The sequence below is a fragment of the Lacinutrix venerupis genome (genome assembly GCF_003663945.1).
Taxonomy (GTDB): Bacteria; Bacteroidota; Bacteroidia; order Flavobacteriales; family Flavobacteriaceae; genus Lacinutrix; species Lacinutrix venerupis.
The window spans coordinates 195,648-218,289 of record NZ_RCCH01000002.1 but is presented as its reverse complement, the minus strand read 5'-3'; the positions used below and the strand labels follow the sequence as shown (position 1 = coordinate 218,289).

At 32.2% G+C, this 22,642-nt stretch carries 23 protein-coding genes and 1 pseudogene; 23 read left to right on the top strand and 1 reads right to left on the bottom strand.

Going from position 1 to position 22,642, the window contains the following annotated elements; all coding sequences use genetic code 11:
* Nucleotide 1: 1 nt before the first annotated feature.
* From CLV86_RS03770 to CLV86_RS03675, 20 genes and pseudogenes are all read left to right on the top strand, one after another.
* The gene (locus CLV86_RS03770; RefSeq protein WP_121049815.1) at nucleotides 2–1,171 is read left to right on the top strand and encodes a trans-sulfuration enzyme family protein; all 1,170 of its coding nucleotides are present in this window, start codon (nucleotides 2–4) and stop codon (nucleotides 1,169–1,171) included.
* Nucleotides 1,172–1,185: 14 nt separating this feature from the next.
* Nucleotides 1,186–1,476, top strand: coding sequence for a rhodanese-like domain-containing protein (locus CLV86_RS03765; protein WP_121049812.1), 291 nt, complete (start codon nucleotides 1,186–1,188; stop codon nucleotides 1,474–1,476).
* 9 nt (nucleotides 1,477–1,485) lie between these two features.
* Complete coding sequence (locus CLV86_RS03760) at nucleotides 1,486–2,487, top strand: homocysteine S-methyltransferase family protein (RefSeq protein WP_121049809.1); 1,002 nt, start codon at nucleotides 1,486–1,488, stop codon at nucleotides 2,485–2,487.
* Nucleotides 2,487–5,192, top strand: a complete 2,706-nt coding sequence (metH, locus tag CLV86_RS03755; protein ID WP_121049806.1) for a methionine synthase — start codon at nucleotides 2,487–2,489, stop codon at nucleotides 5,190–5,192. The genes CLV86_RS03760 and metH overlap by 1 nt, the downstream gene beginning before the upstream one ends.
* Before the next feature lie 110 nt (nucleotides 5,193–5,302).
* Nucleotides 5,303–6,256 (top strand): methylenetetrahydrofolate reductase [NAD(P)H], encoded by a 954-nt coding sequence (gene metF, locus CLV86_RS03750; RefSeq protein ID WP_076734011.1) that lies wholly within the window; start codon nucleotides 5,303–5,305, stop codon nucleotides 6,254–6,256.
* A 26-nt stretch (nucleotides 6,257–6,282) separates the two neighbouring features.
* Nucleotides 6,283–6,693 (top strand): RrF2 family transcriptional regulator, encoded by a 411-nt coding sequence (locus tag CLV86_RS03745; RefSeq protein ID WP_076734010.1) that lies wholly within the window; start codon nucleotides 6,283–6,285, stop codon nucleotides 6,691–6,693.
* 115 nt (nucleotides 6,694–6,808) lie between these two features.
* Complete coding sequence (locus CLV86_RS03740) at nucleotides 6,809–7,096, top strand: DUF2061 domain-containing protein (protein WP_121049803.1); 288 nt, start codon at nucleotides 6,809–6,811, stop codon at nucleotides 7,094–7,096.
* Complete coding sequence (locus tag CLV86_RS03735) at nucleotides 7,096–7,710, top strand: phosphoadenosine phosphosulfate reductase domain-containing protein (protein WP_121049800.1); 615 nt, start codon at nucleotides 7,096–7,098, stop codon at nucleotides 7,708–7,710. Before CLV86_RS03740 ends, CLV86_RS03735 begins: the two co-directional genes overlap by 1 nt.
* Before the next feature lie 17 nt (nucleotides 7,711–7,727).
* Nucleotides 7,728–8,636, top strand: coding sequence for a sulfate adenylyltransferase subunit CysD (cysD, locus tag CLV86_RS03730; protein ID WP_121049797.1), 909 nt, complete (start codon nucleotides 7,728–7,730; stop codon nucleotides 8,634–8,636).
* An 82-nt stretch (nucleotides 8,637–8,718) separates the two neighbouring features.
* Nucleotides 8,719–9,966, top strand: coding sequence for a sulfate adenylyltransferase subunit 1 (locus CLV86_RS03725; protein ID WP_121049794.1), 1,248 nt, complete (start codon nucleotides 8,719–8,721; stop codon nucleotides 9,964–9,966).
* A 15-nt stretch (nucleotides 9,967–9,981) separates the two neighbouring features.
* Nucleotides 9,982–10,104, top strand: a pseudogene (locus CLV86_RS03720) (4Fe-4S dicluster domain-containing protein); the annotation flags it as partial.
* Nucleotides 10,105–10,200: 96 nt separating this feature from the next.
* Nucleotides 10,201–12,294: a HEPN domain-containing protein gene (locus CLV86_RS03715; RefSeq protein ID WP_121049791.1), complete on the top strand. Its 2,094-nt coding sequence runs from the start codon at nucleotides 10,201–10,203 to the stop codon at nucleotides 12,292–12,294.
* A 6-nt stretch (nucleotides 12,295–12,300) separates the two neighbouring features.
* Nucleotides 12,301–13,080, top strand: a complete 780-nt coding sequence (gene cobA / locus CLV86_RS03710; RefSeq protein ID WP_121049788.1) for a uroporphyrinogen-III C-methyltransferase — start codon at nucleotides 12,301–12,303, stop codon at nucleotides 13,078–13,080.
* Between the two features lie 5 nt (nucleotides 13,081–13,085).
* On the top strand, nucleotides 13,086–13,664 hold the full coding sequence (locus CLV86_RS03705; protein WP_121049785.1) for a precorrin-2 dehydrogenase/sirohydrochlorin ferrochelatase family protein: 579 nt from the start codon (nucleotides 13,086–13,088) through the stop codon (nucleotides 13,662–13,664).
* A gap of 4 nt (nucleotides 13,665–13,668) precedes the next feature.
* Nucleotides 13,669–14,718 carry an NAD(P)/FAD-dependent oxidoreductase gene (locus tag CLV86_RS03700; RefSeq protein WP_121049781.1) on the top strand — a complete coding sequence of 350 codons (1,050 nt, stop codon included), beginning with the start codon at nucleotides 13,669–13,671 and terminating at the stop codon, nucleotides 14,716–14,718.
* Nucleotides 14,718–15,047, top strand: a complete 330-nt coding sequence (locus CLV86_RS03695) for a 2Fe-2S iron-sulfur cluster-binding family protein (protein WP_121049778.1) — start codon at nucleotides 14,718–14,720, stop codon at nucleotides 15,045–15,047. The genes CLV86_RS03700 and CLV86_RS03695 overlap by 1 nt, the downstream gene beginning before the upstream one ends.
* A 10-nt stretch (nucleotides 15,048–15,057) precedes the next feature.
* Entirely contained in the window at nucleotides 15,058–15,804 is a 747-nt protein-coding gene (gene epsC / locus CLV86_RS03690; protein ID WP_121049775.1) for a serine O-acetyltransferase EpsC, read from the top strand.
* Nucleotides 15,801–16,679: a cysteine synthase CysM gene (cysM, locus tag CLV86_RS03685; RefSeq protein ID WP_121049772.1), complete on the top strand. Its 879-nt coding sequence runs from the start codon at nucleotides 15,801–15,803 to the stop codon at nucleotides 16,677–16,679. The genes epsC and cysM overlap by 4 nt, the downstream gene beginning before the upstream one ends.
* Nucleotides 16,680–16,744: 65 nt before the next feature.
* Nucleotides 16,745–17,842 (top strand): acyloxyacyl hydrolase, encoded by a 1,098-nt coding sequence (locus CLV86_RS03680; RefSeq protein WP_121049769.1) that lies wholly within the window; start codon nucleotides 16,745–16,747, stop codon nucleotides 17,840–17,842.
* Nucleotides 17,839–18,582 carry a head GIN domain-containing protein gene (locus tag CLV86_RS03675; RefSeq protein ID WP_121049766.1) on the top strand — a complete coding sequence of 248 codons (744 nt, stop codon included), beginning with the start codon at nucleotides 17,839–17,841 and terminating at the stop codon, nucleotides 18,580–18,582. The genes CLV86_RS03680 and CLV86_RS03675 overlap by 4 nt, the downstream gene beginning before the upstream one ends.
* On the opposite strand, the gene gldA is transcribed toward CLV86_RS03675, so the two are convergent.
* Nucleotides 18,583–19,476, bottom strand: a complete 894-nt coding sequence (gene gldA / locus CLV86_RS03670; RefSeq protein WP_121049763.1) for a gliding motility-associated ABC transporter ATP-binding subunit GldA — start codon at nucleotides 19,474–19,476, stop codon at nucleotides 18,583–18,585.
* Between the two features lie 320 nt (nucleotides 19,477–19,796).
* Between gldA and CLV86_RS03665 the strand changes: the two genes are divergently transcribed.
* From CLV86_RS03665 to CLV86_RS03655, 3 genes are read left to right on the top strand one after another with little or no spacing between them, the layout of a single operon-like run.
* Nucleotides 19,797–20,624, top strand: coding sequence for a prephenate dehydratase (locus CLV86_RS03665; RefSeq protein ID WP_121049760.1), 828 nt, complete (start codon nucleotides 19,797–19,799; stop codon nucleotides 20,622–20,624).
* A complete protein-coding gene (locus CLV86_RS03660; protein ID WP_211330592.1) occupies nucleotides 20,621–21,763 on the top strand; it encodes a pyridoxal phosphate-dependent aminotransferase in 1,143 nt (380 codons plus the stop codon). Before CLV86_RS03665 ends, CLV86_RS03660 begins: the two co-directional genes overlap by 4 nt.
* The gene (locus tag CLV86_RS03655; RefSeq protein WP_211330590.1) at nucleotides 21,760–22,614 is read left to right on the top strand and encodes a prephenate dehydrogenase; all 855 of its coding nucleotides are present in this window, start codon (nucleotides 21,760–21,762) and stop codon (nucleotides 22,612–22,614) included. The genes CLV86_RS03660 and CLV86_RS03655 overlap by 4 nt, the downstream gene beginning before the upstream one ends.
* Nucleotides 22,615–22,642: the final 28 nt, after the last annotated feature.

The window sequence follows — 22,642 nt, the reverse complement described above, 5'->3', positions numbered from 1 at the left end:
AATGAGCACTAACAACTTCGAAACCCAAGCCATTCGAACACAAACAGAGCGTTCTCAATTTTTAGAGCACTCAACACCTTTATACTTAACATCAAGTTATGTTTTTGAAGATGCTGAAGATATGCGTGCCTCTTTTGCAGACGAGAAAGAACGTAATATTTACAGTCGGTATTCCAATCCAAATACAACAGAGTTTATAGATAAAATCTGTAAAATGGAAAGCGCAGAAAGTGGTTACGCTTTTGCTTCAGGTATGTCAGCAGTGTTTTCAACTTTAGCAGCATTATTAAATTCAGGAGACCATATTTTGTCTTGCAGAAGTGTATTTGGATCCACACAAACCATGTTTAAAAACATACTTCCAAAATGGAATATTTCGACTAGCTATTTTAAAATAGATGAAATTGAAACCATTGAAAGTTTAATTCAACCTAATACAAAAGTTATTTATGCTGAAAGTCCAACCAATCCAGCTATAGATGTTTTGGATTTGGAAGCCATAGGAAACATTGCCAAAAAGCACAACATCATATTAATTATAGATAATTGTTTTGCTACACCATATTTACAACAACCTATTAAATTTGGTGCAGATTTAGTAATTCATTCAGCTACCAAATTAATAGATGGACAAGGTCGTGTACTTGGTGGTATTACAGTTGGTAGTGCAGATTTAATAAAAAAAATCTATTTATTTTCTCGTAATACAGGACCTTCTTTATCGCCTTTTAATGCTTGGGTATTTTCAAAAAGTTTAGAAACACTAGCAGTAAGGTTAGACAGACATTGTGATAATGCTTTAAAAGTAGCAACTTTTTTAGAAGGTCACGATAAAGTTAACCTTGTAAAATATCCTTTTTTAAAATCACATCCACAACACGATTTGGCTAAAAAGCAAATGAAAGCAGGAGGAAGCATTGTTGCTTTTGAAGTTAAAGGTGGTGTTGCGGCTGGAAAACAATTTTTAAATAATATTAAACTATTATCACTTTCTGCAAATTTAGGAGATACGCGTACCATTGTAACACATCCAGCGTCTACAACACATGCAAAATTAACTGAAGAAGAAAGATTACAAACCGGAATTACAGGTGGTTTGGTACGTATTTCGGTTGGGTTAGAGCATCCAGAAGATATTATTAACGATTTAAAACAAGCTTTAGAAGCTTAATTAAAATATAAATTATGAGTAGTAATCCAGAATTTAAGCACATTCAAGAGTATCTAGATAAAGATGCTATAGTACTTGATGTCAGAACTGATGCGGAGTATAACGAAGGTCACGTTAAAGATGCGTTGCATATTGTTTTAGATGATTTAGAAGACGAAATCACACAAATAAAAGCACTTGAAAAACCAATAACTACATGTTGCCGAAGTGGAGCAAGAAGCGAACGTGCTAAAGATATTTTAGAAGAAAATGACATAGATGCAATAAATGGAGGTCCATGGCAAAATGTAGAATCTTATTTGTAAAAATAGAATATGGCAAATATTTATAACGAAATACAAAAACGAATTCTAGTACTTGATGGTGCAATGGGTACCATGTTACAACGCTATAATTTTACCGAAGAAGATTTTAGAGGAGACCGTTTTAAAGACTATCCATCTTCTTTAAAAGGAAATAACGATTTACTATCATTAACACAGCCCAATGCAATCGCAGATGTACATCGTAAGTATTTTGAAGCTGGAGCAGATATAGTCGAAACCAATACATTTTCAGGTACAACCATCGCTATGGCAGATTACGATATGGAAAATTTGGTTTATGAGCTTAATTTTGAATCCGCTAAAATTGCTAAATATGTTGCAACAGAATTTACTAATGCAAATCCTGAAAAACCACGTTTTGTGGCAGGAAGCATTGGGCCAACTAATCGTACTGCAAGCCTTAGTCCAGATGTTAATAGACCAGAATTTAGAGCTGTAACTTTTGATGAATTGCGAATTGCCTACAAGCAACAAGTAGAAGCCTTAATTGATGGAGGTGTAGATTTATTGTTAGTCGAAACTATTTTTGATACACTCAATGCAAAAGCAGCATTATTTGCAATTGAAGAAGTAAAAGAAGAAAAAAACATAGATATTCCAATTATGGTATCTGGTACCATAACAGATGCTTCTGGTCGTACATTGTCTGGTCAAACCGTAGAAGCTTTTTTAACTTCTATTTCTCATGTGCCATTGTTAAGTGTTGGTTTTAATTGTGCATTAGGTGCAGAGCAATTGCAACCTTATTTAAAACGTCTGTCAAGTCAAACAGATTTTTTTACTTCTGCACACCCAAATGCAGGATTACCAAATGCTTTTGGAGAGTACGATCAAACTCCAGAAGAAATGAAAAACTTTATTGAGGCCTATTTAAAAGACAATTTAATAAATATTATTGGTGGTTGTTGTGGTACAAATCCAGAACATATAAAAGCTATTGCTGAAGTTGTTAAAAAATACGAACCACGTAAAATTAAAGCATTATCGTAATGGCAGAAAGCGATTGTAAAAAATATTTAACACTTTCAGGTTTAGAACCCTTAATTGTAACGCCAGAAAGTAATTTTATTAACGTCGGAGAACGTACCAATGTTACTGGTTCTCGTAAATTTTTACGTTTAATAAAAGAAGAAAAATATAGCGAAGCTTTAGATGTCGCTAGAGACCAGGTAGAAGGTGGTGCACAAATTTTAGACGTCAACATGGATGAAGGCATGTTGGATGGTGTACATGCCATGACTACTTTTTTAAACCTCATTGCTTCAGAGCCTGATATTTCCAGAATTCCTATAATGATTGATAGCTCTAAATGGGAAATTATTGAGGCAGGTTTAAAGGTGGTTCAAGGGAAATCTGTTGTAAACTCTATAAGTTTAAAAGAAGGAGAAACCGAGTTTATACGTCAAGCTAAACTAGTAAAACGTTATGGAGCTGCTGTAATTGTAATGGCTTTTGATGAAAATGGTCAAGCAGATACTTATGATCGTAGAATAGAAATTTGTAAGCGTTCTTATGATATATTAGTAAACACAGTGGGTTTCCCTCCACAAGACATCATTTTTGATCCTAATATTTTTCCTGTGGCAACCGGAATGGAAGAACATCGTAAAAATGCATTAGACTTTTTTAATGCAACAAAGTGGATTAGACAAAATTTACCGTTTGCTAATGTGTCTGGTGGTGTAAGTAATGTGTCCTTTTCTTTTAGAGGAAACAATACTGTGCGTGAGGCTATGCATTCTTCATTTTTATTTCATGCCATAAAAAACGGAATGAATTTAGGAATTGTAAACCCAACGATGTTGGAGATTTACGATGAAATTGATAAGGAATTATTACAATGTGTTGAAGACGTTTTGTTTGACAGACGTGAGGATGCTACTGAGCGTTTATTGGAATTTGCCGAAACCGTAAAAGGAAATAAAAAAGAATCTACAGAAACGGTTCAAGAATGGAGAAATACCGACTTGCAAAGCAAAATTACACATGCTTTAGTAAAAGGGATTGATACATATATAATTGAAGATGTTGAAGAAGCAAGACAATCTGTTTCAAGACCAATTGAGGTTATTGAAGGTCATTTAATGCAAGGTATGAGTGTGGTTGGAGATTTATTTGGAAGCGGAAAAATGTTTTTGCCACAAGTAGTAAAATCGGCTAGAGTCATGAAAAAAGCTGTAGCTTATTTGCAACCATTTATTGAAGCCGAAAAAGACGGAAAACAAGAGTTTGCTGGGAAAATTTTAATGGCAACCGTAAAAGGTGATGTGCATGATATTGGTAAAAATATTGTGAGTGTAGTTTTAGGTTGTAATAATTACCAGATTATAGATTTAGGTGTTATGGTTCCGCCAGAAAAAATAATTGATACTGCTATAAAAGAGCAGGTTGATATTATTGGTTTAAGTGGTTTAATTACACCATCGTTAGATGAAATGGTTTATGTGTCCAAAGAAATGGAAAAGCAAAATCTTGATATTCCTTTGATAATTGGAGGAGCAACCACGTCTAAAGCACATACTTCGGTTAAAATTGCACCTCATTATAAAGATGCTGTAGTACATATTAATGATGCATCAAGAGCAGTAACAGTTGTTGGCGAATTACTAAATAAAAATAATGTTGTTTATAAAGAGCAAATTAGAGAAGAATACGATGTGTTTAGGGAAAAATTCTTAAACAGAACCAAACAAAAAGACTACATAAGCATTGAAGAGGCTAGAAAAAGAAAATATAAAATAGATTGGCAAACCTCTAAAATTGTGAAGCCAAAACAATTAGGAATTCAAATAATTGATGATTTTGATATTACAAAATTAGAAGCGTATATAGATTGGTCTCCTTTTTTTAGAAGTTGGGATTTACATGGAAAGTATCCTGATATTTTAACTGATAGCGTAGTTGGAAGTCAAGCGACAGAATTATTTAAAGATGCTCAAGAATTATTAAAAAGAATTTTTGATGAAAAGCTATTGAAAGCAAAAGCCATTTTTGGGTTGTTTCCTGCAAATACCATAAATGATGATGATATAGAGGTGAGTTTGTCGCCTCGAGCGCAGTCTAGAGGTCTTACAAGTGAAGATAAAATTAAATTTCTAACCTTACGTCAACAATTAAAGAAAAGAGAAGGCGTGCCTAATCATGCGTTAGCAGATTTTGTTGCTCCAAAAGAAACAGGGATTCAAGATTATATTGGTGCTTTTTGCGTGTCTACTGGTTTTGGTACAGCAGAATTAGCTGAGCAATTTGAGGCTGAAAACGACGATTATAATTCGATTATGATTAAAGCGTTAGCAGATAGATTAGCCGAAGCTTTTGCAGAATATCTACATAAAGAGGTGAGAACAAAACATTGGGCTTACGCACAAGATGAAAGTTTAACTAACCAAGAATTAATTAAGGAAAGTTATAAAGGCATTCGTCCAGCTCCTGGTTATCCTGCGTGTCCAGATCATTTAGAAAAGCAAACCATTTGGAAGCTATTAAATGTGGAAGAAAATATTGGTGTAAAACTTACCGAAAGTCTTGCCATGTGGCCTGCAGCAAGTGTTAGTGGCTATTATTTTGGTAATCCTGAGGCTAAGTATTTTGGTTTAGGTAAAATTAAGGAAGATCAATTATTAGATTATTCTAAACGAAAAAATATTAGCATAGAACAAGCGACCAAATGGCTAAATCCAAATTTAGCAGATTAGTGCGTTAGTGATTGAACGGTCTGTTTGAGCTCCTCAGAGAGAGCGAGTAGTGAAAGCGCGACCTTTAGGTAACGCCAAAATAATAATTGAGATATAATTTTAGGTAATACATGAAAGTAACAGAACATATAAAAAACGCTAAGGGTAAAACGCTATTTTCGTTTGAAATTATTCCGCCTAAAAAAGGAAAAAGCATTCAGGATTTGTACGATAATATAGATCCTTTAATGGAGTTTAATCCACCTTTTATTGATGTAACAACCTCAAGAGAAGAGTACATTTATATTGAAAAACAAGGTCTTTTAGATAGAAAAATAACTAGAATGCGACCAGGAACGGTTGGTATTTGCGCTGCAATTAAGCATAAGTATGATGTAGATACGGTTCCGCATGTGTTATGTGGAGGTTTTAGTAAGGAAGAAACCGAGTATTTGTTGGTAGATTGTCATTATTTAGGGATTAATAATGTAATGGCTTTACGTGGTGATGCCATGAGTCATCAAAAATATTTTGAGGCTTGTAAAGGAGGTCATCAATATGCATCGCAATTGGTGAGTCAGATTCAGAATTTAAATTGTGGTAATTATTTACATGATGTTGTTGAGGTTGACGATACTTCTGATTTTTGTATTGGTGTTGCTGGTTATCCCGAAAAACATATTGAAGCACCATCGTTACAAACCGATTTAAAACGGTTAAAGGAAAAAGTAGATGCTGGAGCAGATTATGTAGTAACGCAAATGTTTTTTGATAATAAAAAGTATTTTGAGTTTGTGGATGCTGCAAAAAAAGCTGGAATACATGTGCCTATTATTCCTGGTATTAAACCTATTGCTATTAAAAAACACTTGCAATTATTACCTCAAGTTTTTAAAATAGATTTACCTCAAGATTTAATTACTAGTATAGAGCAGTGTGATACTAATAAACAGGTTAGGCAAGTAGGAATTGAGTGGGCAATCCAGCAATCTAAAGAGTTGCAAGCTGCAGGTGTGCCTGTTTTACATTATTATTCTATGGGAAAAAGTGATAATGTAAAAGCAATTGCCGAAGCTGTTTTTTAATAATAAAAAACGCTTACTTTTGTAACATGTTATCTAAAAAAACAAAATACGGAATTAAAGCGCTAACCTATTTAGCTAAGCAGGATAGAAAAGTACCTATTCAAATAGCAACTATAAGTGAAAGTGAAAATATTTCTGTGAAATTTTTAGAAAGTATACTATTATCTCTTCGAAAATCTGGAATCCTTGGTTCTAAAAAAGGTAAAGGTGGAGGTTACTATTTGTTAAAAGATGCTTCAGAAATTAAAATGACTAGTGTTATGAGAGTTTTAGAAGGACCAATTGCAATGATACCTTGTGTAAGTTTAAATTTTTACGAAAAGTGCGACGATTGTCCAGATGAAAATGCTTGTGCTGTAAATAAAATCATGCTAAAAGTACGCGATAATACGCTAGAAATATTTAGAAATACTACGTTGGCAGATTTATCGAATTAGCAAATATTCAATATTTGGGTACTATTTTTTAATTATTCTTCTTGGTTTGTAATGTTTTATATCATAGGTTTGCATTATTACCCTACTAATCCGATAGGGATTAAATAATAAGATAATGATAATTGATATATTTTATAAAAGTAATTTCAAAAAGGAAGAGCATAAAAGTTCTCAAATTGAGGAGGTGAAAGAAGAAAGTTTACCTCAGGAGAAAATAAAAAGGAGCCTTCTTAAAACAATTAGTTGGAGAATAATTGGAACTCTAGATACTGTGCTAATTTCTTATTTAATAACAGGAACTTTAACTATGGCAATATCAATTGGAGGAATAGAATTAGTGTCTAAAATGGCATTGTATTTTTTTCATGAACGAGCTTGGAATAAAATTAATTGGGGAAAATAATGAGTTTAGATTTAAATAAAATAAATAAAGAGTTAAGTGCTAAAACGCCACTTGAAATTGTAGAATGGGCAATTAATTTAGCAAAATCACCTGTAGTAACAACAAACTTTAGACCTTACGAAGCTGCTATTTTAAAGGTTACCAGTGCTGTAAAAAAAGATATTAAAGTTATTTGGTGTGATACTGGCTACAATACACCAAACACATATAAGCATGCAGAAGAGGTGATTAATAAATTAAATCTTAATGTAAAATTATATGTACCAAAACAAACAACAGCACATCGTGATGTGGTTTTAGGTATACCAAATATTGAAGATCCAAAACATAAACTATTTACAGATCAAGTAAAATTAGAACCTTTTAAAAGAGCTATGGCAGAGCATAAACCAGATGTATGGTTTACAAATTTACGCAAAGGTCAAACAGCTTTTAGAGATAGTATAGATATTGTTTCTCAAGATAAAAACGGAGTATTAAAAGTGAGTCCATTTTATAATTGGACAGATAAAGAATTAGATGTCTTTTTAGAAGAAAATAATTTACCAAACGAATTTAAATATTTCGATCCAACAAAACAATTAGCAAATAGAGAGTGTGGTTTACACGCTTAAAATATAGAAATATAGAGATGACAGATACAGATACATCAAAAATAAATCCATTAGAAAACGAAGCTATTTATATCTTTAGAGAAGTAGCTGCACAGTTCGAAAAACCAGTGCTTTTATTTTCTGGAGGAAAAGATTCAATAACATTAGTGCGTTTAGCACAAAAAGCATTTTATCCTGCAAAAATTCCTTTTCCATTAATGCATATAGATACAGGTCATAATTTTCCTGAAACTATAGAATTTAGAGACCGTTTAGTTAAAGAATTAGGTTTAGAATTAATTGTTAGAAATGTTCAAGATTCTATAGACGAAGGAAAAGTTAAAGAAGAATCTGGACGTTATGCTAGCCGAAACCAATTACAAACAACAACACTTTTAGATGCTATAGAAGAATTTAAATTTGATGCTTGTATTGGTGGTGCTCGTCGCGATGAAGAAAAAGCAAGAGCGAAAGAACGTATTTTTTCTGTTCGAGACGATTTTGGGCAATGGGATGAAAAAAACCAAAGACCAGAATTGTTCGATATGTTAAACGGACAAATAGAATTAGGACAAAATGTACGCGTATTTCCTATTTCTAATTGGACAGAATTAGATGTTTGGTCTTATATACAAAAAGAGCAAATAGAAATACCATCAATATATTTTGCACACACAAGAGCTACTTTTTTACGCGATGGTTTAATATGGTCTGCAGACGATGACGTTGTTTATAGAGATGAAAATGAAGAAGTAGAAGAGCGTGTCGTGCGTTTTAGAACCGTTGGAGATATGAGTTGTACAGCAGCAGTGTTGTCTGATGCTTCAGATATATCAAGCGTTGTACAAGAAATTAGAGATTCTTCAATATCAGAAAGAGGTGCAAGAATAGACGATAAACGTTCTGAAGCCGCAATGGAAAAACGTAAACAACAAGGGTACTTTTAAAACCAATTTTTTATTTCCGCTTTAGCGGAAAATCTTTACAAATAAATAAAAACTCCTTCAAGTTAAGAAGGTTATATATAAAATGGACGTATTAAAAATAGCAACAGCAGGTAGTGTAGATGATGGTAAAAGTACTTTAATTGGTAGATTGTTGTACGACACAAAATCTTTAACCTCAGATAAGTTAGAAGCTATAGAAAAAAAGAGTAAACAATTAGGTTACGATTATTTAGATTTTTCTTTAGCTACCGATGGTTTAGTAGCAGAAAGAGAACAAGGTATTACCATAGACGTAGCTCATATATATTTTTCGACAGCTAATAAAAGCTACATTATTGCAGATACACCAGGACATGTAGAATATACTAGAAATATGGTTACTGGAGCTTCAACCTCGCAAGCAGCTATTGTTTTAATAGATGCTAGAAAAGGTGTAATTGAACAAACTAATCGTCATTTTTTTATCAATAATTTATTACGAATTAAAACAGTAATTGTAGCTATTAATAAAATGGATTTGGTAGATTTTTCTGAAGAAAAATATAACCAAATTAAAAGTGATTTTGAAGCTCTAATGAGTAAACGAGATTATCAAGATCAAAACATAACCTTTATTCCTGTTAGTGCTTTAAAAGGAGATAATGTTGTAAATAAATCAGAAAACACACCTTGGTATACAGGCAAAACGCTATTAGATTATTTAGAAAATACAGATCAAAAAGATGTATATAACACAGGAACACCAAGGTTTCCAGTACAATATGTAATACGTCCTAAAACCGAAGAGTTTCATGATTTTAGAGGTTATGCAGGAAAAGTTTATGGCGGAGAATTAAGCGTTGGTGACAGCGTATTTGTTTTACCATCTCAAACAAAATCTAAGATTAAAGATATTCATTTTTATGATAAGAAAGTGCAAACAGCTTCAAGACGTTCATCTGTTTTAATTACATTAGAAGATGATGTAAATATTAGTCGTGGCGATATGATTGTTAAAGAAAACGATTTGCCAACCATAGACAAGCAGTTTACAGCTACCATTTCATGGATGGATTCAGAAAATTTAACAACAGGTAAAAAATACGTTGTGCAACATGGTGTAAATAAAGTGTTGGCAAAAGTGTCTACAATTCATCATAAAATTAATCCAGATTATTCTGGAGTAGATGAAACTGCAGAAACTTTAAAAATGAATGATATAGCAAAAGTTTCATTTAAATTAAATAAGCCAATTTTTTACGATGCGTTTAAAACACACAGAACAAATGGTTCGTTTATTTTAATAGATTCGCAATCTAACCATACGGTTGGTGCAGGATTTATTCAATAATATTAATGCAGTATTATGGCAATTCATGACGAACCACAATGTGCAGCTGTTTGTCCAGTAGATTGTTGTGTGCCAGATGATGATAACGAAGAGACTGAAGAACAATTACTAGCAAAACAAGATTTTATGCATAATTAATTAGCGTTTTCAAAAAGCGCTAATTAATTCATAACCAGATTAAATAAAAGTGTTTTAAGTTATCCTATTAAATCCATAGGAATTATATATAAAATAATGCAAAGTTTTAGAACCGAAATAGAAAACCCTTTAGTACAAAAGGATATTATTGAATTAGCCAATAAGATTGAGCTGTTTAATAACGGAAAAATTGACGAAGAAAAATTTAGAAGTTTGCGTTTAGCACGTGGTGTTTATGGTCAGCGTCAAGAAGGTGTACAAATGATACGTATCAAGCTACCTTATGGTAAAGTGTTAAGCAATCAATTACGTCGTATTGCTGAGGTTTCAGATGAATATTCTAGAAGCAGATTACACATTACAACACGTCAAGATATTCAAATTCACTATGTGGATTTAAAGCGTACGCCAGAACTTTGGGCAGAACTAGAACGCGATAATGTAACTTTAAGAGAAGCTTGTGGTAACGCAGTAAGAAACGTTACTGCAAGTGAAACAGCTGGAATAGATCGTAACGAGCCTTTTGATGTTTCTCCTTATGCAGATGCGGTTTTTAAATTCTTTTTACGAAATCCAATTTGTCAAGAAATGGGACGAAAATTTAAGGTGTCTTTTTCTGGTACAGATGAAGATACAGGATTATCATACATGCACGATTTAGGGTTTATTGCTAAAATAGAAAATGGTGTAAAAGGTTTTAAAGTCATGCTTGGTGGTGGTTTAGGATCACAACCAAGACATGCCGATGAGTTTTACAGCTTCTTAGCTTCAGATAAAATAATTCCTTTAATGGAAGGTGTTTTAAGAGTTTTTGATCGTTATGGAGAACGTAAAAGTCGTGCCAAAGCAAGGCTTAAATTCTTAATAAAAGATATCGGTTTAGAAGCTTTTAAAGTTTTGGTTGAAGAAGAACAAAACGCAATAGAATTTAAGTCTGTTGCTATAAATGAAGCCACATATCAAACATCAACTCCAGTTTCTGTTGAAGCTCCAACAGTTGATATTAAAGACACGGAAGCCTTCAACTTATGGAAAGCCACTAATATAATTCCGCAGAAGCAAGATGGTTATTTTGCTGTAGGTATTAAAGTGTTATTAGGCGATTTTTATACTGATAAAGCTAGACTGTTAGCAGATTTAGTAGAAAAATACGCAGCAGGAGAAATACGTTTAAGTTTAAGACAAAACATATTAATTCCGTTTGTAAAAGCAGATTTAATTCCGTTTTTCTATCAAGAATTAAAAAAACTAGGTTTTGCAGAAGCTGGTTATAACAAAGCGGTAGACATTACAGCTTGTCCAGGAACAGATACTTGTAATCTTGGGATTGCTAGTAGTACAGGAATTGCGGAAGAGTTAGAGCGTATTATAAAAGCAGAGTATCCACAATATTTATCTAACAACGATTTAGTAATAAAAATTAGTGGTTGCATGAATGCTTGCGGACAACACAATATGGCAAATATTGGTTTTCAAGGCATGTCTATTCGTACAAAAGATAAATTGGTTGCTCCAGCATTACAGGTTTTATTAGGTGGAGGAAATCTTGGAGATGGAAATGCCTATTTCGCAGATAAAGTTGTAAAAGTGCCAAGTAGAAGAGGTCCTGAAGCGTTAAGAAGAATTTTAAACGATTTTGAAGCCAATGCCAACGGAAAGCTATTTGTTGACTATTACAAAGAAAAAGGTGAAAAGTACTTTTACCAATTGCTAACAGATTTGTCTGATGTTGAAAACTTAACACAAGAAGATTTTATTGATTGGGGAACCGAAGAAGCTTATGTCAAAGCAATTGGAGTAGGAGAATGCGCAGGAGTTGTTATCGATTTAATTGCCACATTATTCTTAGAATGTGACGAGAAAATTGAAGAAGCACAAGACGCATTAAATAACAAAGTTTATTCTGGAGCTATTTATGAAACTTACCGTTCTATGGTCAACGCAGCAAAAGCCATTTTACTTTCAGAAAATGTAAAAACCAATACGCAAGCAGGTATTATTAGTCAGTTTGACGAGCTGTTTGTTAGCACAAATAAAGTAAAATTAGGAAACACCTTTTCAGATTTAATCTATCAAATAAAAGTATTTCCACCAACTAAAGAGTTTGCAATAAACTATTTAGAATCGGCAAAAACCTTTTTACAGGTTGTAAAAAATTATCGTGAATCGCAATTAGTTGCTAAAAATTAAATCATTATGACACCAAAATTAACAGTCGTTGGCGCAGGTCCAGGAGATCCAGATTTAATAACCTTAAAAGCTATTAAAGCAATAGCATCTGCAGATGTAATTATGTACGATGCTTTAGTAAATAAGGAGTTGTTGCAATATGCATCAAAAAAAGCAGAGCTTATTTTTGTTGGTAAACGCAAAGGATGTTACGCTTACCAACAAAATCAAATTAACGAGTTAATTGTGGTGCGTGCTTTAAGAGGTAATCATGTGGTAAGATTAAAAGGAGGCGATCCATTTATTTTTGGTCGTGGAGCAGAAGAGCTAGAGTATGCTAAAGAATATGCAATTGAAGTTGCTGTGGTTCCTGGTATTTCTTCATCTGCAGCAGTACCAGCTTACCAAGGTATTCCGTTAACAAAACGTAATGCTTCTCAAAGTTTTTGGGTAATTACTGGAACTACAAAATCGCATGAAATTTCAAAAGATATCGCGTTAGCAGCACAGTCTAAAGCAACAGTTGTTATTTTAATGGGAATGGGAAAACTTTCAGAAATTGTTTCCATTTTTTCTTCGGAAGGTAAAGCGGAAACACCTATTGCAATTATTCAAAATGGAACGCGTAAAGACGAAAAAGTTGGTATTGGTACCATCAGTACTATTGAAGCTATAGTTGAAGAAAAGAAACTGTCTTCACCAGCAATTATAATTATTGGAGAAGTAGTAAACCAACGTGTAGATTTAACTTCAATGTATGAAAAAGCAAATCGAACTAATAAAGTGACACAACGTATTTCAGCATAAAAACTATGGAAAGAAATAATTTATATCCTGTGTTTTTAAAAGTGAAAAACTTACAGGTTTTAATAGTTGGTGGTGGATTTGTAGCAGAAGAAAAATTAACGTTTTTACTAAAATCAAGTCCAGATGCAAATGTCACTATGGTTTCTCCAATGTTTAGGGAAGCTACTATAAAAGTTGCCGAAACCGGAAACGTAACTAGAATAGTCGATACGTATAACGATAGTTATTTAGAAGGCAAACATATAGTGGTTGCAACCACAGATAGTCCAGAGGTTAATGTGCAAGTTTACAATGCATGTCGTGCACAAAGTAAATTAGTAAATGTAGCAGATAATCCACCATATTGCGATTTTTATATGGGAGGTATTGTAACCAAAGGCAATGTAAAAGTAGCTATATCAACCAACGGAAAATCACCAACAACAGCAAAACGGTTACGTCAATTTTTTGAAGATGTTATACCAGAAAATATTGATGATTTAGTACAAAATCTCAATAGCTATAGAAAAACAATAAAAGGAGACTTTGAGCAGAAAGTCGAAAAATTAAATGAATTCACTAAAGGTTTAGTAGAAAAAATATAATGCAATGATTAAAACAGATATACTTATTATAGGAGCAGGACCAACAGGTTTATTTACAGTATTTGAAGCTGGATTGTTAAAGTTAAAGTGCCATTTAATTGATGCATTGCCACAACCTGGTGGTCAATGTTCCGAATTGTATCCTAAAAAACCGATTTACGATATTCCTGGTTTCCCAGAGGTTTTAGCAGGTGATTTAACCTCTAATTTATTAGAGCAAGGCAAACAATTTCAACCTGGTTTTACACTAGGTGAACGTGCGGAAACTATAGAAAAACAAGACGATGGTAGCTTTATTGTAACCACCAATAAAGGCACACAGCATCATGCACCAATTGTAGCAATAGCAGGAGGTTTAGGTAGTTTTGAGCCTAGAAAACCTAAATTAGAACATATTGAAAAGTATGAAGACAAAGGTGTTAACTATTTTATTAAAGATCCAGAAGTATATCGCGATAAAAAAGTAGTGATTGCTGGTGGTGGTGACTCTGCTTTAGATTGGAGTATTTTTCTGGCAGATGTGGCTTCTGAGGTTACATTAGTACATAGAAGAAATGAATTTAGAGGTGCTTTAGATTCTGTAGAACAAGTGCAAGAATTAAAACTGCTCAACAAAATAAATTTAATTACTCCAGCTGAAATTACAGCTTTGCATGGTGAAGATAAAATTGAAGGTGTTTCTGTAACAAAAGATGGTGAAACACAGGTTTTAGAAGCAGATGCCTTTATACCACTTTTTGGCTTATCACCAAAATTAGGTCCAATTGCAAATTGGGGACTTGAGATAGAAAAAAATGCAATTAAGGTAGATACATTAGATTATCAAACTAATATACCTGGGATTTATGCCATTGGAGATGTTAATACTTATGAAGGTAAATTAAAGTTAATTCTATGTGGTTTTCACGAGGCAACATTAATGTGTCAATCTGCTTATAAAATTCTAAATCCAGGTAAAAAATTCGTTTTAAAATATACCACAGTAAGTGGAATTAACGGTTTTGATGGTACAAGAAAAGAAGCGCCTAAAGCAGTTGTAAAAGCCATTGGGTAATGCAAGACGTAACATTACATATAACAGATAGAGAAGGAAAAAAGCATTCTGTTTTAATGCCTACAGATATGGCAATGAATGTTATGGAAGTTATTCGCTCTTACGAGATTGCTCCAGAAGGTACCATAGGTATTTGTGGTGGTATGGCAATGTGTGCTTCTTGTCAATGTTATGTCAATTCTAATCACGATATTTGTGATATGGAAGACGAAGAAGATGCTATGTTGTCTGAAGCTTTCAATGTAAAACATAACAGCAGACTAAGTTGCCAAATTCCTATAACTGAAGCTTTACAAGATTTAGAAATAGAACTGGCTCCAGAAGTGTAAATTAAAAAATATGCAAGAGACATTGCAAATTCCATTTAGGTTTAAAGAAAGAGTTGAAGATTTAGCAAAAGAATTATTTTATTGTGCTTTAGAAGAATTTGAGAAGCAAGAAGCGCTTTTAAATAATATAAAAGAATCTTTCTTTTATGTGTCTAAAGCATTACAGTGTGGTGTTTGCGAAAATAAATGGGAACAATTTAATACCGAAATAAAAGCACTGAAATCTAAGCTGCAATTAGATGCAGAAGCTGCTTATAAAAACGATCCTGCTGCTAAAAGTATTAAAGAGGTCTATTTAGCATATCCAGGTTTTTATGCTATTACCATGTATCGTATTAGTAATATTTTATGGAAACTAGACATTCCGGTGTTGCCGCGTATGATATCAGAATACGCACATGGTGTAACAGGAACAGATATTCATCCAGGAGCAACCATTGGAGATTCATTTTTTATAGATCATGCAACAGGTGTAGTTATTGGAGAAACAGCGGTAATTCATGAAAATGTTATTATTTATCAAGGTGTTACTTTAGGAGGAATTAAAGTTGAAAAAGCTTTAAAGAATACAAAAAGACATCCAACTATAAAGAATAATGTTACTATTTATGCAAATGCTACTATTTTAGGTGGCGATGTTGAAATTGGCGAAAATAGTATTATTGGTGCTAACGTTTGGATAACAAAATCTATACCCGAAAATTCAATTGTAACTTATAAATCCGATATTAAAATCACTAATAATTTTAATAGATGAGTATTTTAAAACAAATAGGAAATACGCCATTAGTAGAGGCTTCTAACTTAGTTAATAAACCTAACGTAAAACTTTATTTAAAGTTAGAAGGTAATAATCCAGGAGGAAGCGTTAAAGATAGACCAGCTTATAATATGATAGCTGAAGCTCTTAAGCGAGGAGATATTAAAAAAGGAGGACGTATTGTAGAAGCTACAAGCGGCAATACAGGCATTGCCTTAGCCTATGTTGCCAACTTGTTTCAATTAAATATTACTTTGGTTATGCCAGAAAACTCTACCGAAGAGCGTGTTAAAACAATGCGTGCTTATGGAGCAGAAGTAATTTTAACAGATGCTGAACGTGGTATTGAAGGTTCTAGAGATGTTGCTTTTAATTTGAGAGATGAAAAAGGTTATTTGTTATTAAATCAATTTGAAAATAACGATAACTGGAAAGCACATTATAAAACAACAGGACCAGAAATTTGGCGAGATACAAAAGGAGAAATTACACACTTTGTATCTGCAATGGGAACCACAGGAACTATAATGGGAACTTCTACTTATTTAAAAGAACAAAATAAAAGCATTCAGATTATTGGCGCACAGCCTGCAGATGGTTCTAAAATTCCAGGAATAAGAAAATGGTCTCCAGAATATGTGCCTAGTATTTTTAATCCTAAAAAAGTAGATAAAGTAATAGAAGTTAGCCAAGAAGAAGCAACAATTATGACAAAGCGTTTGGCTAAAGAAGAAGGTGTTTTTGCAGGAATGAGTAGTGGAGGCTCTGTAGCTACAGCTCTAAAACTCATTGAAAGTATAGACCAAGGTGTAGTAGTTGCTATAATATGCGATAGAGGTGATCGTTACTTGTCCTCAAATTTATTTGATTAGTAATTCTTTATAAGTATTTATGCTTTATTTAATTTAGTTACTTTTGCGACCTAACTTTCTAATTAATGAGGTATTTATTACTTGCTTTTATTTTATTTTTTTCATTGAATATTTCGGCTCAAGAAAAAGAAAAAAATCCTTTTACAGTAGATGCTAATTATTTTTACGGCACTATTTTAGAACATAATCCAGATATAGCTCATTTAATTACAGACCATCAATCAGGCTTAATTTTAAGTTATAACCAAAAAACCTTTGGAAAAAACGCTTGGGAAAGTAGATTTAATTATCCAGATTATGGTGCGTCATTCATTTATCAAGATATGAAAAATGAATACCTTGGTGAAAATTACGGATTATACGCACACTTTAATTTTTATTTTTTAAAACGAAATTTAAAATTCAGAATTGCTCAAGGTATCGCTTATAACACAAATCCTTACGATAAGGTTACTAACTTTAGAAATAATGCTTATGGCTCAGATTTGTTAAGTTCTACTTATGTGCAGTTAAATTACGATAAACAGAATATTTATAAAGGATTAGGGTTGCATGCAGGTGTTTCAATAATACATTATTCTAATGCTAATTTTAAAGCACCAAATAACTCAACAAACACATTTACTTTTAACATTGGAGCAAATTATACGTTTGGTTACAACGAGCAGCCAGAGTATATAGCTTCAACCGAAGATAAAAAATTTACAGAAAAAATTAAATATAATTTAGCTTTTAGAAGTGGTATAAACGAAAGTGATGTTAATAACTCTGGGCAATATCCTTTTTATATTTTTTCAGCTTATGCAGATAAACGTATTAATAGAAAGTCTGCTTTTCATGTAGGAACAGATGTGTTCTTTTCTACATTTTTAAAAGAATTAATTAAATATTACTCAGTCGCTTTTCCTTTAAACAATGTGAGTGGAGACGAAGATTACAAGCGTGTTGGTGTTTTTGTAGGTCACGAACTATTTATCAATAAATTATCCTTTGTAACACAATTGGGATACTACGTATATTATCCTTACGATTTTGAAGGTCGCGTTTATAACCGAATAGGTTTAAAACGTTATTTTGGAGATAAATTTTATGGTGCGTTAACATTAAAATCTCATGGAGCAAAAGCTGAAGCAGTAGAATTTGGAATAGGCATAAGGTTATGAGAAAAATAATATACATATTATCAATAATACTACTTGCATCTTGTAATAGTGAGAATGCGCCAGACTGTTTTCAAAACTCTGGAGATATTATTGAAAAAGAATTTCTAGTTGAAGCTTTTACAGAAATCACTGTTTTTGAGCGTATAGAATTAATAGTTAAAGAAGGACCAGAGCATGAAGTATTAGTGCAAACAGGTGAATTTTTAATGGATGAAATTGAAGTAAAAGTAGAAAATGGAAGACTGCTTTTAAACAATAATAACGGTTGCAACCTAACACGCGATTTTGGCATTACAAAAATCTATGTTACTGCGCCAAATTTAACAGAGATTAGAAGTAGCACAGGATTGCCAACCAGAAGTGATGGAGTGTTAACTTACCCTAATTTATTTTTAATTTCAGAAGATGATTCAGACGATTATCATACCGATGGTTTATTTATTATGAACATTCAAAATAGCTCTTTAAAATTTGTGGTTAATAACTTGTCTACTTGCTATATAGAAGGAACTACAAGCAATTTAGATATTAGTTTTGCATCAGGAGACGCAAGATTTGAAGGTAGAAATTTTACCGCTCAAAATGTAAAAATATTCCACAGAGGATCAAACGATATTATTGTAAATCCACAAGTGTCTTTAATAGCTAACTTAGTAAGTACTGGAGATGTTATTGTAGTAAATACGCCTCCCGAATTAGATATTCAAGAACAATATACTGGTCGTGTTATTTTCGAGTAGTTAACTTGTTAACTCTCTAAACATACTCTCTAAACTAGCATTTTTTTGATTTAATTGAAGAATTTTCAACTCGTTATCATGAGCAAAATCAAATACATGAGAGCGCATATCTTCTTTTGTAGAGAAAGTAATTTCATAAATAAAATCATGAGTGTTTTCAACACTTTTTACATTAGGTAATCTTAGTAAAAAAGGCTCTTCTACTCTGTAATCAAATTCTACAATAACAATTTGTGCTTGTCCGTCGCGTAGCTCAGAAAGTTTTTTATTAGCAACAATCTCACCTTTATTAATAATAATAACGCGGTCACACATAGCTTCTACTTCTTGCATAATGTGTGTAGAAAGAAAAACGGTTTTCTCTTTTCCTATAGTTTTAATAAGATTTCTAATATCTACTAGTTGGTTTGGGTCTAAACCAGTAGTTGGCTCGTCTAAAATTAAAACATCTGGATTGTGTAAAAGCGCGTTTGCTAAACCTACACGTTGTCTATATCCTTTTGATAAAGCACTTATTTTTTTGTGAGCTTCGGGTTTTAAACCTGTAAGTTCAATAACCTCTTCAATTCTAGATTTACTAACATTATAAATGTTAGCATTAAAAGCTAAATATTCTCGAACGTATTGTTCTAAATATAATGGATTATGTTCTGGAAGGTAGCCAACACTTGATTGTACATGTTTTGCATGAGTTGTAATATTATGTCCGTTAACTTCAGCATCACCTTCAGTTGGATTTATATAGGTAGTTAAAATTTTCATCATTGTAGATTTTCCAGCACCATTAGGTCCTAGAAAGCCAACTATTTCTGGTTTTTTAACTTCAAAAGACACGCTGTTAAGTGCTTTTTGGTCACCATAAATTTTCGTTATATTTTCAACCTTTATAGACATCTTATAATATTTCTTCAAAAATAAACATTCTTTAATTTAAACAATACTTTGTTTAGAAATCTTTAATTTTTTATCTAAAACACTAAAATTCATGCGTTAGTATTTTGATTTGTTATTTTATTATTTACTTTAGCACTTTAATTACTTATCTGCATTTGCAGAAATATAATAATGACAACAATAAAAAACACATATTATAACTGGTTTTATTTCTTTTTTAGCGAAAAGAACGAGACTTGTTATATGTAATTTTGAAAACATATATTTTTAAAAAAGTCTCGATTTATATCGAGACTTTTTTTGTTTAAAACCAATAAATTTTGATTAAAACTGTAGCCATACAAGGAATAAAAGGATCTTTTCACCATATCGTGTCTCAAGATTACTTTGGAGCACAAACAGCTATTAACGAGTGTTTGTCTTTTGATGATACTGTAGATGCTTTATTAGTAGGTAAAACAGAAGTTGCAATTATGGCTTTAGAAAATTCTATTGCTGGATCAATAATACCAAATTATGCTTTAATAGATAACCATAATCTTCATATTGTAGGTGAGCATTATTTAGATATTCAGCACAATTTAATGGCATTACCCAATCAAAACATTGAAGATATAAAAGAGGTCTATTCTCATCCAATGGCATTATTACAGTGTAAAGCATTTTTTAAAAATTACCCACACATTAAGTTGGTAGAAGATAAAGATACAGCAGATGTAGCAAAACGAATACAGGAAAATAATCTTAAAGGAGTCGCAGCTATAGCAAGTAAATTAGCAGCTTCAATTTTTAAACTAAATATTTTAGCAGAAGGGATTCAAACTATAAAACATAACGAAACACGTTTTGTTATAGTAAAGAAAGAAAACTCTGAAATTTCTAAAAATGAGATAAATAAAGCTTCAATAAAATTTGAGCTCGACCATAAACGTGGTAGTTTGGCCACTGTACTTAACGTTATGAGCGATTGTAAGCTTAATTTAACTAAAATACAATCTTTACCTAAAATTGAAACACCTTGGCTTTATGCTTTTTTTGTAGATGTAACTTTTAATAGTTATAGCGACTTTGAAAAAGCAAAATCTATAATGGAAATTATGGCAACACATTTTAAAGTTTTAGGAGAATATAAAAACGCAAAAAAATAATGGAAGTCGCAAATAGGTTACATAGCGTTGAAGAGTACTACTTTTCTAAGAAATTAAAAAAAGTTAATTTTCTTAAATCTCAAGGAAAACCCATTATTAATTTGGGTATTGGTAGTCCAGATTTACAACCACCAGGAAAAGTAATTACAGCAATAGCTAATAGTTTCGAGTCGGTAAGTGCTCATAAATACCAAAGCTATCAAGGTTTACCAGAGTTGCGTGAGGCAATAGCAGCCTTTTATAAAACACATTTTCAAGTAAATGTTAGCGCAGCAACAGAAGTATTGCCTCTTATGGGAAGTAAAGAAGGTATTATGCATATTTCTATGGCTTTTTTAAATCAAGGAGATGCTGTTTTAATACCAAATCCAGGTTACCCAACATATACCTCGGTTACAAAATTATTACAAGCAGAGCCTATATTTTACAATTTAGATGCAGAAAACAATTGGTGTCCAAATATAGAAGAACTTGAAAAACAAGACTTAAGTAAGGTAAAAATCATGTGGTTAAACTATCCGCATATGCCAACAGGTGCAAAAGCCACCAAAACAATATTTAAAACCTTAATAGCATTTGCTAAAAAGCATGATATTTTGTTGATAAATGATAACCCATACAGCTTTATTTTAAATAAAGAGCCATTAAGTATTCTTAGTATAGAAGGTGCTAAAGAAATGTGTTTAGAATTAAATTCTTTAAGTAAAACATTTAATATGGCAGGTTGGAGAGTTGGCATGTTATTAGGTAATCACAAGCTATTAAATGCTGTTTTAAAGGTGAAAAGTAATATGGATTCCGGTATGTTTTATGGCATACAAAAAGGTGCGGTAGAGGCATTAAACTCTTCAAAGATGTGGTTTGTAAGTTTAAATAATGTTTATGAAAAACGCCGAAAGTTATTATGGCAATTAGCGACAAAGCTAAATTGTAGTTTCGATGAAGACGCTAGTGGATTATTTGTTTGGGCAAAACTTCCACCATTTTTTAAATCTGAAGAATTTATAGATAAACTTTTAAAAGAAAATAGCATTTTTATAACACCAGGAACCGTTTTTGGTAGTCAAGGAGAAGGCTACGTGCGTTTTTCTTTATGCGCAACAATAGCAGAATTAGAAGAAGCAATAGCAAGAGTATGATAAATAAAATATACATAATAGGAGTAGGATTAATAGGTGGGAGCTTAGCTTTAGATATAAAGAAAAAAAGACCAGAAGCCACTATATATGGTATAGATAATAGTGAACAACATTTATTAGAAGCATTAGAGCTAAATATTATAGATAATAAAGCAGCAATAGAGGATTTAGATAAAGCAGATTTGGTTATTTTATCTATTCCAGTAGATGCTGCTGTAGAATTATTACCAAAAGTATTAGATAAAGTTTCAGACTTTGGTTTAGTTGTAGATGTTGGTTCTACCAAATTAGATATATGTAAGGTTATAGAAAATCATCCTAAAAGAAGAAATTTTTTAGCCATGCATCCTATAGCAGGAACAGAATTTTCTGGACCCAAAGCGGCGATATTAAACTTATTTCAACATAAAACAAATATTGTTTGCGAAGTAGAAAAAACAGCATTTAAGCTTCAAGAAAGAGCATTAAACCTTTTTACAGAAATTGGAATGCGTATGCGTTATATGAATCCTGAATCTCATGATAAGCATATCGCTTACGTTTCACATTTATCTCACATAAGTGCATTTATGCTTGGTAAAACAGTAATTGAAAAAGAGAAAAACGAACGCGATATTTTTGATATGGCAGGTTCTGGTTTCGAGAGCACAGTTAGATTAGCAAAAAGTTCGCCAGCAATGTGGACACCAATTTTCAAGCAAAATAAAGCTAATGTCGTTGAAACTCTAGAAGATTACATTAAGAATTTAACTCAATTTAAAAACATGATGCAAAACGATGATTTTGAAGGTGTTTTTAATGAAATGAAGGACACAAATTACATAAAACAGATATTAAACGGAATAAAATAAATTAAAAATTAACTTGGTTTTAAAGCCT

Excerpts from the sequence above, each read along its gene's own strand:
- CLV86_RS03705 (WP_121049785.1), top strand. The coding sequence starts at position 13,086 with ATGGAAAGAAATAATTTATATCCTGTGTTTTTAAAAGTGAAAAACTTA.
- CLV86_RS03700 (WP_121049781.1), top strand. The coding sequence starts at position 13,669 with ATGATTAAAACAGATATACTTATTATAGGAGCAGGACCAACAGGTTTA.
- CLV86_RS03740 (WP_121049803.1), top strand. The coding sequence starts at position 6,809 with ATGATAATTGATATATTTTATAAAAGTAATTTCAAAAAGGAAGAGCAT.
- CLV86_RS03760 (WP_121049809.1), top strand. The coding sequence starts at position 1,486 with ATGGCAAATATTTATAACGAAATACAAAAACGAATTCTAGTACTTGAT.
- CLV86_RS03770 (WP_121049815.1), top strand. The coding sequence starts at position 2 with ATGAGCACTAACAACTTCGAAACCCAAGCCATTCGAACACAAACAGAG.
- CLV86_RS03735 (WP_121049800.1), top strand. The coding sequence starts at position 7,096 with ATGAGTTTAGATTTAAATAAAATAAATAAAGAGTTAAGTGCTAAAACG.
- metF (WP_076734011.1), top strand. The coding sequence starts at position 5,303 with ATGAAAGTAACAGAACATATAAAAAACGCTAAGGGTAAAACGCTATTT.
- CLV86_RS03745 (WP_076734010.1), top strand. The coding sequence starts at position 6,283 with ATGTTATCTAAAAAAACAAAATACGGAATTAAAGCGCTAACCTATTTA.
- CLV86_RS03695 (WP_121049778.1), top strand. The coding sequence starts at position 14,718 with ATGCAAGACGTAACATTACATATAACAGATAGAGAAGGAAAAAAGCAT.
- CLV86_RS03765 (WP_121049812.1), top strand. The coding sequence starts at position 1,186 with ATGAGTAGTAATCCAGAATTTAAGCACATTCAAGAGTATCTAGATAAA.
- gldA (WP_121049763.1), bottom strand. The coding sequence starts at position 19,476 with ATGTCTATAAAGGTTGAAAATATAACGAAAATTTATGGTGACCAAAAA.
- cobA (WP_121049788.1), top strand. The coding sequence starts at position 12,301 with ATGACACCAAAATTAACAGTCGTTGGCGCAGGTCCAGGAGATCCAGAT.
- cysD (WP_121049797.1), top strand. The coding sequence starts at position 7,728 with ATGACAGATACAGATACATCAAAAATAAATCCATTAGAAAACGAAGCT.
- epsC (WP_121049775.1), top strand. The coding sequence starts at position 15,058 with ATGCAAGAGACATTGCAAATTCCATTTAGGTTTAAAGAAAGAGTTGAA.
- CLV86_RS03725 (WP_121049794.1), top strand. The coding sequence starts at position 8,719 with ATGGACGTATTAAAAATAGCAACAGCAGGTAGTGTAGATGATGGTAAA.
- CLV86_RS03655 (WP_211330590.1), top strand. The coding sequence starts at position 21,760 with ATGATAAATAAAATATACATAATAGGAGTAGGATTAATAGGTGGGAGC.
- CLV86_RS03680 (WP_121049769.1), top strand. The coding sequence starts at position 16,745 with ATGAGGTATTTATTACTTGCTTTTATTTTATTTTTTTCATTGAATATT.
- metH (WP_121049806.1), top strand. The coding sequence starts at position 2,487 with ATGGCAGAAAGCGATTGTAAAAAATATTTAACACTTTCAGGTTTAGAA.
- CLV86_RS03675 (WP_121049766.1), top strand. The coding sequence starts at position 17,839 with ATGAGAAAAATAATATACATATTATCAATAATACTACTTGCATCTTGT.
- CLV86_RS03715 (WP_121049791.1), top strand. The coding sequence starts at position 10,201 with ATGCAAAGTTTTAGAACCGAAATAGAAAACCCTTTAGTACAAAAGGAT.
- cysM (WP_121049772.1), top strand. The coding sequence starts at position 15,801 with ATGAGTATTTTAAAACAAATAGGAAATACGCCATTAGTAGAGGCTTCT.